Raw genomic sequence first — 13,464 nt, 5'->3', positions numbered from 1 at the left:
CTATTTCGATGCAGTATTGTTCGGCGCTGGCACGAGGGCAGATGCGACGGGCATCTTTTTGATGTCAGTGCCCATCCGCTGCAAATACGCGATGAGCGCGATGATTTCCTTGTTGGGATTAATACCTTGCAAGCCCGTCGTCCCCAGTTCAGCCGCAATCTTGCGCTGCTGTTCATGGGCAAGATCCACAGCATCGAACTCGAAATCATGCGCATACGGCACACCAAGATTTCGGAGCGTAATGATCTTACCCTCCGTATGTGAGAGGTCGAGATCGTCCTCGAATAGCCATGTATAGGCTGGCATAATCGAGTTCGGCGAAGTTGACCTCGGATCCATCATGTGTCGCCAATGCCAGGCACTCGGATATTTGCCACCAATGCGGGCCAGGTCCGGGCCAGTCCGCTTCGAACCCCAAAGGAATGGATGATCGTAAACGAATTCACCGGGTTTTGAATAGTCCCCATAGCGCGCGACTTCGCTGCGGAATGGCCGGATCATCTGCGAATGGCAATTATTGCAGCCTTCGCGAATATAGATATCACGTCCTTCGACTTCCAGCGGGGTATAGGGCATGACGCTGGCAATGGTCGGCACATTGGATTCGACGAGCGCGGTTGGGACGTACTCGATAAGCCCACCGATGAGAACCGCGACGAGCGCATAAAGGCTGAACCGCAGTGGCGCTGCTTCGAGCGCTCGGTGCCAGGTTTCTCGTTTCGGTTCAACCATAAGCCTTCGGTTCACGACTTGCACTTCTTCATCGCGCAATAGTGAACCAGTCTTGGCTGTCTTAAATAAATTCCACGCGGCTAAGATCGCTCCGCTAATATACAGTGCACCTCCGATCGACCGCATGATATACATCGGTTTGATCTGCATGACCGTTTCGAGAAAGTTTGGATACATGAGTGAACCATCCGGACGGAATTGCTTGAACATGAGCGCCTCGGTGATCCCAGCCCAATACATAGGGATCACATAGAAGACCACGCCAAGCGTCATGAGCCAAAAGTGCCAGTTGGCCATCTTCAGAGAGTACAATTTGGTCCGGTAGATGCGTGGGAAGATGTAATAGAGCAGTGCAAAAGCAAAGCCGCCATTCCACAATAGGGCTGGCAGATGCACATGGCCGATCACGTAATTCGTATAGTGTGTTAGCGCATTTACATTCTTGAATGCCATCATCGGCCCTTCGAATGTCGCCATGCCGTAGGCGGTGATGCCAACAACAAAGAACTTCAGCACCGGGTCGGTCCGGACCTTATCCCACGCACCTCGAAGAGTCATGAGTCCATTGATCATTCCACCCCAGGATGGCGCGATCAGCATGATGCTAAAAACAGAGCCGAGCGACTGAGCCCAATCCGGAAGAGCAGTGTAGAGCAGATGGTGTGGGCCAGCCCAAATATAAATGAATATCAGACCCCAAAAGTGGATGATCGAAAGGCGATAGGAGAAAATTGGCCGGTCCGCAGCCTTCGGCACGAAGTAATACATAACGCCGAGAAATGGCGTCGTAAGAAAGAATGCCACGGCATTATGACCATACCACCATTGAACCAGCGCGTCCTGAACGCCCGCATACATCGAGTAACTTTTGAGAAATGACACCGGCAACTCGAGTGAATTCACAATGTGCAAAATGGCAACGGTGAGAAATGTCGCCAGATAAAACCACACCGCCACGTACATGTGCTTATCCTTGCGGTGCAGGATCGTCCAGATCATATTCCATCCAAAGATGACCCAGACCGCAGCAATTGCGATATCAATCGGCCACTCGAGTTCGGCGTATTCCTTGCTGGTCGTGAAACCGAGCGGTAGCGTGATCGCCGCGCTAACGATAATGATCTGCCAACCCCAGAAGTGGAGCTTGCTAAGCAGGTCACTCGCCATCCGTGCCTTGCAGAGCCGCTGCAATGAGTAATAGACCCCAACAAAGATCGCGTTGCCTGCAAATGCAAAAATGACCGCGTTCGTATGAAGCGGCCGAAGCCGGCCATACGAAAGGATGTTGATGCCGCCGAGGAAGTCCGGGATATAGAGCTTCATAGCCACAATGATCCCCACCAACATCCCGATGATCCCCCACCCCATCGTTGCCATGGAAAACAGGCGGACGATGTTGTTATCATACGCTACGGTTTCTGTCCGTGGGAGCGGGCCGCCTGCAGCGACAGGCGGTGCTTCAGATTTTGTGAGCAACACGTCATCCGGGGGTCGTTGCGTGAGTTCAAGTGCCATGAGTGGTAATTGAATGGATATCGGTGGGTGTGCGGTCAACCACAGATGGTTGATCGTCAAATAGAATTCTTATTGCGGGTGTGTGAAGATCGTCGTATTGCCCGTTGGCATTGGCCCATAGGAATGCAACGAGAAATACGGAGGCAGCGAGGACGCTTGATAGCACCAGCAGGATTACTATGTTCATTTGATGCTCCCTATGAAGTGCCTGGCGCCGCCTACACTGATCGCGATCACCGTTAGCGAACTTACCGGCATGAGTATCGCGGCCATCATCGGAGAGAGTCTGCCAAATATCGCGAGTGTTAGCCCGAGCGCATTGTACAAGACTGAAAAGATCAAGCTAACGGCAATCACCCATTTCATTGCGCGAGCGTATTGCAGCAGCGCCGGCAAAGCCTGGAGCGCGTCCGCATGCATAATAATGTCACATGCCGGTACCAGAGTCGCTGTGCCTTCGGTCACCGCGATGGCGACATCCGCAGCAGCCATCGCGCCGGCATCGTTGAGCCCGTCGCCGACCATGAGCACCGCTCGCCCTTCGGCGCGAGCCGCTTGGACGCGTTCCACCTTTTGTGCGGGTCTGCAATTGAATGTCATAGCGCTCGCATCGAAATGCGATTCGAGCAAGGGGCGGTCTCGTTCGGAGTCGCCAGAAATGAGTGCGACGCGCGGCGATTGCTTGTCGGTATCGGGCAGGCGCTCGCGCAATCTTGCGATCATATTGGCAATGCCACTCTTAAGGACGGGCTTCAAAGTAAACGCTCCGGCATAGGCCCCATCAAGGGCGACAGCAGCGGCAATCTCCTTTGCTCCGCTCTGTTCCGGTATTGCCCCGCATTCTTCTTCGATAAAACTTGGCGACCCAATCACGATCGTGTGACCGATCGCGGTCCCGAAAATCCCGCGTCCAATTATTTCGCGTACTGGACCCAACCTGAAACCCTGCTCGTCTAACTCGACTTGCTCTTCTATTCCCTTTGCGCCATTTAGCTGGTCCGCGATAGCTCGGCTGATCGGGTGAGTACTCTGCGCGGCAATAGTGCCGATTGCGCGCCACTCCTCCCGCGTGAGACTGCGTCCCAGAAATACCAATTCATGATCGGATGCTGTGAGTGTGCCGGTTTTATCGAAGATCACATGTTTCACTCGGTCGAGATCAAGAAGGACGCCCATGTTCTTGAGGTAGATACCCTGCCGACCAAGCCGACCCATTGCGCTCCCGAGCGTGATCGGTGCTGCCAGCGTGAGCGCGCAGGGACATGCAATGATCAGGACCGCCGTTAGAATATTGAAGGCCTTTGCCCAATCTGGCAGCCATAAGGAAGCGCCCGCAAGAGCGATCATAACTGCAATACCCGTAAACCACTGGCCGAAGCGGTCGCTAAGTTTGAAGAATGTCGAGCGCGGTAGCCCAACCCCTTCTCCACCTGATTCACCGTTGGATCCCGCTATTTGCCGGATATTGCCACTGCGGTCCCACATCGCAGCAAGTTCGCTGTGCGAGACACTCTTGATCGCCAGCAGTCGCATGGATTGGCCGAGCACCTTACCTCCTGCATAAACAAGTGCTCCTTTTGTACACTCGACCGGGACTGCTTCACCCGTCACAAAACTGTAATCGATATAGCCAATTTCACTCTCGAGCATACTATCGCATGGTACAACCTCGCCATTGCGGATCGAGAGGACGTCGCCAATCTGGACTTTCTCGATTGGAAGAACCGAACTCGCACCAGAACGCTCGATTCGCACCGAGAGTGGGAAAAACGAGCGATACGTACGATCAAAAGAGAGCGCATCGAACGCCTTCTGCTGAAAGAGCCGGCCAATCAGAAGAAAGAACACCAGACCGTTGAAGGAGTCGAGATAGCCTTCGCCTTGCCCTGTCGTAATATCGAACACACTGCGCGCAAAGAGCACAAGAATGCCCAATGCCACGGGCACATCAAGATTGATCCGCCGACCCCGGAGAGCACCACGAGCACCTTCAAACCAGGGCGAGGCACAATAAAAAAGTACAGGCACAGAAAGAGCAATTGAGAGGATTCGGAAGACGCTCATCAGTGGGTGTTCCACTCCAGAACTCCCAGCGAAATACTGCGCAACATACATCATCATCGTATTTCCCGCCGCGAACCCGGCAATGCCGATGCGGGCATACAACCTGCGTGTTGCGGTGTGATCGGGCTTGATATTCCCTTCAAGCCGGAGCAGCGGGGCATAGCCGACAGATGCCATACGTTCTGCGATCTTCCGCAACGATGTGATTCGTGGATCGAAATCGATGGTGACGGTTCGTCGAATGAAATCGACGGTGGATGCCAGCACGCCCGACTCCAGCCGATCAAACCGTTCGATGAGCCATACGCAGGAGACGCAGTGAATTGCGGGGACCGTCCAAACCACTCTGGCCATGGATGAACTGGCGAAGGTCAGCAACCCTCCGCCCACACTTGGATCGTCGAGTACCGCGAATTCATCTTCGCGGATGGACCGACGCTTCATACTGATGCCGGCATTTTCACCACGACCATAATAGTCGCATAGTTCATGCTCCGCAAGAATCTCATAGACGGTCTTGCAGCCGGAACAGCAAAAGGCCAGTGAGCCGTCTACGATACCAGCACCAACGACGTCTTCGCCACAATGCACACATGCCACCGTACCCGGCGCCAGGTGTCTCAAATCCGAAGCATTGCGCTGACTCTCTGACATTGAAGAACAGGGCGTTGCGACAAAAGCAACCCAAAACCATACGCCCAGCGATTTGCAGACTGTGCAACTTCATGCCATCAGCAATTCAGCGGCTTCAATGTAAAAAAGGATGGGAAATCGGACAACTCAAAGGCAAAAGAAGAGCCGGGCAGTGTAAAATTTATTTACACCACCCGGCTCGGTCGTATAAATACCTTACTGCTTGTATGTCGAGCTCAATGAGCGCACAAATGCGATGACATTCTTGATCGTGTCATCCGCCATTTGAGGCTGTGCTGGCATAGTGGGGTATCCAAATGCCGCACCGCCTTGTTTGACCACCTGGAAGATGTGCGCATTGGTCAGCTTGTCCATGTACGCTCCGTTCGTGTGATCGCGGGGCTTCGGATTAAGCGCTGCAGCGGCAGGCCCGTCTCCCTTGCCACCTTCGCCGTGACATGGCGCGCAGGTGGTGTGGTAAGTTGCTTTGCCTAGCGCGATGTGCTCAGGCGACCTATCGATTGTAACCGCCGTTTCACCGGCCGGTGCCGGGGTGGTGGTAGTGGTAGCGGCTCCCTGGTCCTGATTGAGCTTATCGCTTCCCCCGCCACATGATGCGAGCGAGACAAAGATAGCGAAGGCCGCGGCACCGATGGCGCCGCTGACGACAGACGATCTAACAGATTTCATACGGTTCTTTACTGGATGGTTAATGGTGCCGCCCACGCTCCTCTTGCGAGTGCCTGGGCTGGCGATACTAAAACGTTTCACACTGAGAAATAACGGAATCCCTGTCCAAACAAACAGGCTCATCACAAGCATGATGGCGGTTGTGCCCACGCCAAGCGTCTGCGTGAGGTACGCCCCTGCCGGACCAAGAACATAGAGTTCAGGGTCCAGCGCAAGAATCGTGAGCGTCCTGGCCGCATCGATGGGATTTGCGAATAGCAGAAATCCCAGCGTTCCCGCCGGAAGACGCACGACCGAAAGGCTTCCCATTAGCAGCAAGTCATACGCGAGAACGAAAACGAACCAAAGAAGAATCGACGTCGTCTGCGCTTCGGCGCGGCCCTTTGCGCGCACAGAAATGTACAGGCCAACGGCAAGCATGGCGCTGGCTACTAGCAGCGCGAGCATTGGGAACAGAAGGAAATGGAGAAAACTTCCGACACCGGTCAACGAACCGATTATGATTCCCGCTGGCGCGAAACCCGCCAGTGTCGCAATTGCCATCGCGCACCACAGCCCGGAAAATTTTCCGAGGAGCAATTCCGATCGTTCGATCGGCTGCGCAAGAAGATGCTCCAGAGTTCCCATATCACGCTCCCCGGCGATCGCACCAGCTCCCAAAGTAATCGCGACGAGTGGGGCGACAAAAAGGCAGAGATTGACAAATGTCGCTGTCGTGCGGCCAAACATCTGCAATGCAAGTCCGCTCGTACTGGAACTACCCATGATCGCGATCACGATCCCGAGTAATGCCAGCACCAGCGCATACCCGATCAGCCAACGGTTCCGTCGCGCATCGTTCAACTCCTTCAGCGCAATGCTGATCGTAGAAACTGGCGGACGAATCGAATCAACTATCCTGGCAAATCCGATCATTGGGGAATCGCTCCTTCCATGCCATATTCCGTGACGACTTCGGTATCCCAGAGCCGACCTTCCGCCAAGACTAACGAGCGATCAGCCACATCGAGCATTCCATGTTTCTGGTGAGTCGAAAGGAGAATAGTGGTTTTCTGCTCGCGGAGTTCCAGGAGATGCGATAGAATGAGCGACTGACTGTCGCGATCGAGATTTGCGATTGGTTCATCCAGCAAAAGCACGTTTGGTTTCGAAAATGCCGACACCACGTAGGCCAGCCGTTGCTTCATACCTCCCGATAATTCTCCAACCTTCATATGGCGCTTTCCAGCAAGCGAGACACGCTCGAGGAGTCTGAACGCAAGCGATGCATCGGATTGACGAAGTAAGGCGTAGAACTCTAAGGTCTCTTCGACTGAAATATCCAGATGAAGGCCGCATTGCTGAGGCATGTAACCGACGCGTTTGCGCACTTCCTTACCGCGCTCGATTGGAGATAGTCCATTGACCTGGATCATTCCTTCATAGTCTGTCAGACCCAGCAGGCACCGGAACAGCGTCGACTTGCCGCAGCCATTCGGCCCCAGCAAAACAACGAGTTCACCTGCGGAAATGGATGCGTCCAATCCTGTCAGGACTTTCAGGCTGCCGAAGTACTTATAAAGCTCTTTGATTTGGATCATGAGGCTTTGTATGAGAATGAATGAAAGGGACGCCATTTCCATAGTAACCAGAGCGCAAGGCCAATCACCAGCGAAGCCACAAGTGAGACAATCAACCGCGAAATAAACTCATTTCGGGAATGCTCGATGCCGACTCCTGAACTCCACGGAAGCATCCTGGCCTCCATGAGCGGCAGTCCATCGCTCACTACAGGATCGCTCTTGAATAGGGGAAACATCTTTAGTACGGCATCGAGGACCAGGTGCGCCGGCGTATAAATAAACGCACGGGCTGGGTTCGACGTATTAAGAACCGATTCCGTAAGATTTTCTTCGTGATAGGCAAGATCGCCAATGCCATCGCCATTCCGATCGAATCCATGATACTCGCTCCAGAAGTTTCCACTTTGAGCATCGGACCAATGAACGGTTGGCGAGGTGCGCTCACCTTCATTATAGACATCAGTCAAATTGTCAATCACGTTATTGGCAACGAAATCGAAGGATGAGTTGCTCATCGCGGAGAGTCCGCGCTCGTTACCGGCGATCGTGTTCTCCGAGATCCTCGATGCACTGCCCAATTGCATTGAAATTCCATCGGCATAAATGCCAACACGATTACATGTAATCGTATTGTGTCGCATCACGAGATTATTCAGGTCCTTGAGCAAAAAACCAAATGGAGTTGCTCCGGTTTTATGACTCGTGACCAGGTTCCCTTCCGCGAGCATCGTGTCGGTATACATCAGAGCGACCCCCAACAGATTATCGTGGACGTAATTGCGTGTGAATGCGAGGTTCTTCGAATACATCGAGTGCAGACCATACCGGCAGTTCGTCACTTGGTTCGAATCGACGATCGCTTTCGCCACATAGGTCAGTATCACACCGTCCCGCGCATCGTGAAGATAATTGCCGCGGATAGTGATGTCTTCCACATTCCAAACGTTGATCGCATGTCCTGGCCGGTCGCCATACAACTGTCCAGGATGAATCTCATTATCCGCTATCAGAATATTGTTGCCGCTTGTAACATGAACGCCGAAATAGACATCCAAGACCTCGCTTGAGCGCACTATGATATTGCTACCCTTCGTCAAAATGCCAGCGGCGTCCTGGGACACTTCTTTTCCACTCAAACTTACGCGAAAGCCTTTGAAGGTCACATCGTTTGAAGCGATCGTAACAACAGTCCCCTGACCATCGCCGCGAATTTCGGGCATTCCATTGCCAATCAGAGTGAGTGGTTTGACGATTGTGATCGGCCCTCGATAAATACCCGGTGGAACCGTGATTGTCGAACCGGGGGCTGCTGCATCAATCGTTGATTGGAGTTCGCCGACCGAAGCCACCGACCGATCATGTGAAATGGACTGCGCGTTCAGTTGTGACAGCGACATAATCGTGATCGCTGCAATGATAGGAAATGCAAGCCCACGTTTGCGAAATGGATTGACCCCATGGACAAGGCTCCGTGCAAGCCGATTTCCAAAGCCGATCAACAACGAGGCCGCTGCGAGCAGCCAAAAACCGGAACCCGGAAGCGCCACTGTCTTGAAATTCCAGACGGTCGTCGGTCCAATTACGTGAGGGGTGAACGCGGGCATGCGCAGCGGTGCATGAGGGTCCAGCGAGTGTCCGAATGAATAGAGGTAATACTGGATCACCACAAGAATCCCGAGAGGAATGGTCATGGCAAGCACTGAGAATAACCATCGGAATCGAGGAAGGACGAACGCAAGAGCGGCCAGGAAAACAATTGCTCCAACCGCATACGGACACAAGAACATCGCCTTGATCTCCTGAGGATCAAGGTCTTTCATTCCGATGTATTGATTCAACGTATTGATTTCATTCACATCACCCTCGACCCGATCGCCATATGCGCGCAATTCAAGTCCTTGCGGATAATTATGCGACTCGAGATGCATGACCCAGAGTGGCGATCGCTCGCCAATGAGCGAGAGAGCGGCAATTAATAATAGCAGGAGAGCTGCTCCAATCCATTGCGCGCGCGTCTTGCGATGATATTCCTTAAACCATTCCATTAGCGTCTTTCCTTAAACTGTTGTCGTAGCTGACCCCAACTGTCAATCGGCTGACCAGCGACTCTGGTCGCAAGAGATTGTGCTTCGGTGCGACTTACAACTGCTACAAATCCGTAGTTCATTGGTGTCCCGAGCTTCGCCGCGAAGACATAGCTCGCTTTGCGTGCATCCAGCCAGGTATTCTTGTTAAAGTCTCGCACCCAAACATTTGCCGGCTCTTGCTTCATACTCGTAATCGCACTTAGCATGCATCCGATGTCATCAAATGTTCTTATCTCACCATCATTGATGGCTGCGGCATATCGTGTATCACTGATAAGCATTTGACACTTGTGGCACGAGGACCGGTCCGCTACCAGTTCTGGCGGCGTGGCGGTCCCACCCGCACAGCCCATGACAAATGCAGCGAGTAACAAGGAACTAGTAATGAGTAGTCGGATGCCCATCGCTCGAAACGTCTTGTGCAATGCAGCCCGCTCGTTACTCATTACTCGTTACCCGTTACTTCGGTTACTCAGTTGACCAGCAGCCAGCCCTGCATCTCCAGATGGAGCGCCGAGCAGAACTCGGTGCAGTAATAGCTGAAAGATCCCGGCCGAATCGCATTGAATTCGACATCGACAGTTGCTCCAGGTTCCAAGCTTGCGCTGATGTTATACTCCGGCACCGCAAACCCATGTGTAGCATCCAAAGTCTGCTCGATGTTGGTAATATGAAATCGGACCAGATCCCCTTTATGCACTTCGACAATATCCGGCGAGAACGAACTCCGAATCACACTCATGTATACATCGACGACATTGCCATGCCGCTCAATGCGTGCATCTTTGGCGTTCTTGAGTGCATTCGGCGAGAGCTTCATCGTTAGTGGATCCGTCCCCAGTGCATAGGTCTGGATCGGATGCAACCGGCTCACTGGAATCGTTTGAGCATAATGCGGCTCGGCGAATCCGATCGGCATGTCGCTCAGCAATTTCATTTTGTCCCCTGAAATGTCGATCAATTGGAAATTCTGTGGAAGCAGCGGCCCCACCGGGCCATACCGGTCAATCGACCACTTATCCATTGCGATAATGTACTTCCCTTCCGGGTGCCGCGTATCGCCGCAGGGCATTGTGAGATGCCCGATATTATAGTGAATCGTGATCTTGTCCACGAGCTTCCACGCCTTATCTGCGGGATGATACGGCGTCCCAAGCGTCCATTTCGCGACGGCATTTTCGAGGAAGAGGCTTGTATAGGCGTTGCCGTTGCCATCGAACTGCGTGTGCAGCGGACCCGCGCCGACTTCGACCTGCCCCGCGACGCACGCCTTGTAATTAAGCACAGGCACTCCCCACGCATCGTGCTTCTCGAAGTTCTTCGTAGCGATTGCCTTCTTGATCAACTCCATACTGAAGATCGTCACGTGCGGATCGAGCTTACCGGCGACGACAAGGTAGTTGCCATCTGGTGAAACATCGACTCCATGAGGACTGCGGGGTTCGGGTACGAAATAGAGTACGCCATTGTCGATCGCAGTTTGCAACGGTAGCACCCGCACACCATTGTGTACTTCGGCTTTGCCGGCTGCGACCAACTGTTCGGCCTTCTTCCAGTCGATGACGTGGAGGTAATCGAAATCGTTGGCAGAAGCACCGACTTCGATTGTTGGACGTCCCTGTTTTGTACCTCCTGTTGCCATTTCCGTGTTATAGGAATTGGTGAAGACAAAACCGTCACTTACACCTTTTCCCGCATCGGATATATCCTGACCATAGGGTGGCAATTCGATCTGAAAGCTCTGCGCGAGATCGAGATGACCGTCGTCTTTCTTAATCTTCAGGAAGCTGGCGACTCCGCGATAGATGTCTTTGTAATGATTGAGATGATCGTCGAGCGTGACGCCCTTTTGCGTTTCGGAGAAGGCATACGCCTTTGGGACCATCGCCGAAACGTAAGCATATTCCGAATTCGGCGTAACAAAAACGCCTCCGTGGCAGGTCTCAATATTCGGGATTTTCAGAATCTGCTTCGTCGCAAAATCACGGAGATCGATCATGGCCACCCGCCCATTCGCCCGGTCGTTGATGTACAACCATTTGCCATCATAATCGCCATCAGTTTCACTTAACGCAGGATGATGCGAATCGCCCCAGCGAAGCTCCACATCTTCACCTGCGCTGCCTTCTTTGAAAAGGGATTCCGATTCTGTCGTGCCAAGACCATAGCCCGACCAGGAATCCTGAGAAAAGACAGGGATCGTTTTGAGCAAACGCATTGACGGAACGCCAATCACGTGGACCTGGCCTGAATGACCGCCGGAAGCAAAAATGTAATAGTCATCTTTCTTGCCCGGTGGCACAAACGTACGGATCGCGCTCTCCATATCCGCTGGCGAGAGACCGCGGGCAGAGGCGATGGACTGCAGGCTCGGACCACCAGATTTCTGGCAACCTGAAATAATAATTGGCAAGAGAACGAGCATCGCCAGAAGCGATAGAGCCGCTGTGGATGACCGCTCACCCATCGTTACGGGTAGAATCTTTCTCTTCGGTAGTACGGTATTGTGCATTGGAATGTGTGCTATGGTGTGATGGCCGCCCACGGTTTTGCCTAATGCTACGCAAATGTCCGTTTGCCTGGCCTACCTTGCATAGTGGATTGTCATGCCATCCTGAATACCCGTCTATTTTAGTCCGATTTCAAATATCGGACACGAAATTCCGATTATTCCGTAAAGAGAATTTACACGCGCTGTAAAATTTCTTTACACGCAGAGCCAGCACTGCTGGCCGTGGAATGCGGGGACATTACTATTCATAATAGAAATTGAGCGGTGCGAGCGATCTCCGCAGAGTGCTTTTCAATCCCTTCTTCGCGCAAGATGATATGACCTTTCTCATCAACCACAACGATCACGTTCGAGTGTGAAAAATTACCTTCCGCAACCTCTTTGAATTTTACATCGAGCAGGTTCGCGATCGTCTGAATATCAGCTGGATTACCGTGAAGTAATTGCCAAAGGGAATCAAGGTGCATCGCCGTGTAATGTTCCTTCAAGCGAGCAGCCGTATCGCGCTTCGAATCGAAAGAAATTAGCGTAAAGCCGACCCGGTCCCTCATCGATTCAGGAATGAGCGCCTCTGCGTCCTTGATTTCATTCGTGATCATGGGGCAGGATGCCTGACAATGCGTGAAAATCATGGCCATCACCTGCACCTTGCCACTCAAGGATTGCCATGGGATGGTCCGAGCATCCTGGTTCTGGAGTGTAACATTGATAGAGTATATCGATCCTTGATTTGCGTGAGCTCGTTTTAAGCTATCTCCATTGCCAATATCGGCCAGCCCCAATTTATGAGGACCGCACGAGATCATGATCTGAGCTGCCAATACGGCGATAACGAGACCGCCAACCGCCTTTGTTTTTTTCATTGTACACATCGAAAGCCAAGATTTTCAACGCAGTAGTTAGCCTTAAGGCTGTTCCGCATTGCAAACCGCATGAAGGTCGCGTAGTCCGATGGGTCGATCGTCCCAGCAGCGCCTGCGCCACAAAAGGAGCGCAAGTCCAAACCACCACGTGGATCGGGTGGAATTATGACGCTGCTAAAGTCTTCCACCCAATCCCAAACCTGTCCGAACATATCGCAGACGCCGTATGCATTCTTATTCACCGTTCCTGCCGGATGCAATCGTGATGCATTTGGGCTGCCATACCATGCCAGAATTAGGTCATTCTTCGCTTTGCCTGTGGAGTGGCGCGGGCTTACAATCGGAGCGAGGGATGCATATTCCCACTCGGAGATTGTGGGAAGTCGCTTATGCCGCCATCGAGCGTAAGCACTTGCCGCGAACCAGGAGACATTAACAACTGGCACGCCTTCCAGCGACTTGTCGCCAATATCAAAATCTCCCTTCCAGTGCTTCAAATAACCGGATTCAGCCAGCAAGGATGAGACTCTCGATCGTGTCCATGAAGTATTCGACTTCACGAAGTCGAGGAATTCCTTATTCGTCACCGGTGTCGCATCCATCAAAAAGGAATGAATAAAAACCGAATCGATTCCCTTCGTGATATAGAACGGCTTATAATAGCCGGAGGGTATCCGTACCATTCCCCTGCTCGACTCGACAGCCCGTGACTGAGCGGGCCGAACTTTTGAGAAGCCCGGTACACACGAAACGCTCAATGCCGCGAGCAGCAGGAAGGATAACGCGAGCCGATGAATGGCAATCAT

The 13,464-nt window shown here is 52.7% G+C and carries 10 protein-coding genes; all 10 read right to left on the bottom strand.

What is annotated here, in order from left to right; translation table 11 throughout:
- The 10 genes from ccoN to Q8902_03600 all read right to left on the bottom strand — a co-directional run bounded on the left by ccoN (position 1) and on the right by Q8902_03600 (position 13,464).
- The gene (ccoN, locus tag Q8902_03645; protein ID MDP4198647.1) at positions 1-2,247 is read right to left on the bottom strand and encodes a cytochrome-c oxidase, cbb3-type subunit I; all 2,247 of its coding nucleotides are present in this window, start codon (positions 2,245-2,247) and stop codon (positions 1-3) included.
- Positions 2,237-2,434 (bottom strand): cbb3-type cytochrome oxidase assembly protein CcoS, encoded by a 198-nt coding sequence (gene ccoS / locus Q8902_03640; protein ID MDP4198646.1) that lies wholly within the window; start codon positions 2,432-2,434, stop codon positions 2,237-2,239. The genes ccoN and ccoS overlap by 11 nt, the downstream gene beginning before the upstream one ends.
- Positions 2,431-4,965: a heavy metal translocating P-type ATPase metal-binding domain-containing protein gene (locus Q8902_03635; protein ID MDP4198645.1), complete on the bottom strand. Its 2,535-nt coding sequence runs from the start codon at positions 4,963-4,965 to the stop codon at positions 2,431-2,433. The genes ccoS and Q8902_03635 overlap by 4 nt, the downstream gene beginning before the upstream one ends.
- A gap of 195 nt (positions 4,966-5,160) precedes the next feature.
- Positions 5,161-6,549, bottom strand: coding sequence for an ABC transporter permease subunit (locus Q8902_03630; protein MDP4198644.1), 1,389 nt, complete (start codon positions 6,547-6,549; stop codon positions 5,161-5,163).
- The gene (locus tag Q8902_03625) at positions 6,546-7,214 is read right to left on the bottom strand and encodes an ABC transporter ATP-binding protein (GenBank protein ID MDP4198643.1); all 669 of its coding nucleotides are present in this window, start codon (positions 7,212-7,214) and stop codon (positions 6,546-6,548) included. The genes Q8902_03630 and Q8902_03625 overlap by 4 nt, the downstream gene beginning before the upstream one ends.
- Positions 7,211-9,241, bottom strand: coding sequence for a nitrous oxide reductase family maturation protein NosD (gene nosD / locus Q8902_03620; GenBank protein MDP4198642.1), 2,031 nt, complete (start codon positions 9,239-9,241; stop codon positions 7,211-7,213). The genes Q8902_03625 and nosD overlap by 4 nt, the downstream gene beginning before the upstream one ends.
- A complete protein-coding gene (locus tag Q8902_03615; GenBank protein MDP4198641.1) occupies positions 9,241-9,729 on the bottom strand; it encodes a nitrous oxide reductase accessory protein NosL in 489 nt (162 codons plus the stop codon). The genes nosD and Q8902_03615 overlap by 1 nt, the downstream gene beginning before the upstream one ends.
- A 26-nt stretch (positions 9,730-9,755) precedes the next feature.
- On the bottom strand, positions 9,756-11,795 hold the full coding sequence (nosZ, locus tag Q8902_03610; GenBank protein MDP4198640.1) for a Sec-dependent nitrous-oxide reductase: 2,040 nt from the start codon (positions 11,793-11,795) through the stop codon (positions 9,756-9,758).
- A 245-nt stretch (positions 11,796-12,040) separates the two neighbouring features.
- The gene (locus Q8902_03605) at positions 12,041-12,658 is read right to left on the bottom strand and encodes an SCO family protein (protein MDP4198639.1); all 618 of its coding nucleotides are present in this window, start codon (positions 12,656-12,658) and stop codon (positions 12,041-12,043) included.
- Positions 12,655-13,464 carry a formylglycine-generating enzyme family protein gene (locus Q8902_03600; GenBank protein MDP4198638.1) on the bottom strand — a complete coding sequence of 270 codons (810 nt, stop codon included), beginning with the start codon at positions 13,462-13,464 and terminating at the stop codon, positions 12,655-12,657. Before Q8902_03600 ends, Q8902_03605 begins: the two co-directional genes overlap by 4 nt.

It is taken from the genome of Bacteroidota bacterium (assembly GCA_030706745.1).
Lineage (GTDB): Bacteria > Bacteroidota > Ignavibacteria > Palsa-1295 > Palsa-1295 > PALSA-1295.
Note: the sequence above shows the minus strand (reverse complement) of the source record. Positions and strands in the feature narration are given on the sequence as shown.

Excerpts from the sequence above, each read along its gene's own strand:
- ccoN (MDP4198647.1), bottom strand. The coding sequence starts at position 2,247 with ATGGCACTTGAACTCACGCAACGACCCCCGGATGACGTGTTGCTCACA.
- ccoS (MDP4198646.1), bottom strand. The coding sequence starts at position 2,434 with ATGAACATAGTAATCCTGCTGGTGCTATCAAGCGTCCTCGCTGCCTCC.
- Q8902_03635 (MDP4198645.1), bottom strand. The coding sequence starts at position 4,965 with ATGTCAGAGAGTCAGCGCAATGCTTCGGATTTGAGACACCTGGCGCCG.
- Q8902_03630 (MDP4198644.1), bottom strand. The coding sequence starts at position 6,549 with ATGATCGGATTTGCCAGGATAGTTGATTCGATTCGTCCGCCAGTTTCT.
- Q8902_03625 (MDP4198643.1), bottom strand. The coding sequence starts at position 7,214 with ATGATCCAAATCAAAGAGCTTTATAAGTACTTCGGCAGCCTGAAAGTC.
- nosD (MDP4198642.1), bottom strand. The coding sequence starts at position 9,241 with ATGGAATGGTTTAAGGAATATCATCGCAAGACGCGCGCGCAATGGATT.
- Q8902_03615 (MDP4198641.1), bottom strand. The coding sequence starts at position 9,729 with ATGAGTAACGAGCGGGCTGCATTGCACAAGACGTTTCGAGCGATGGGC.
- nosZ (MDP4198640.1), bottom strand. The coding sequence starts at position 11,795 with ATGCACAATACCGTACTACCGAAGAGAAAGATTCTACCCGTAACGATG.
- Q8902_03605 (MDP4198639.1), bottom strand. The coding sequence starts at position 12,658 with ATGAAAAAAACAAAGGCGGTTGGCGGTCTCGTTATCGCCGTATTGGCA.
- Q8902_03600 (MDP4198638.1), bottom strand. The coding sequence starts at position 13,464 with ATGATTGCCATTCATCGGCTCGCGTTATCCTTCCTGCTGCTCGCGGCA.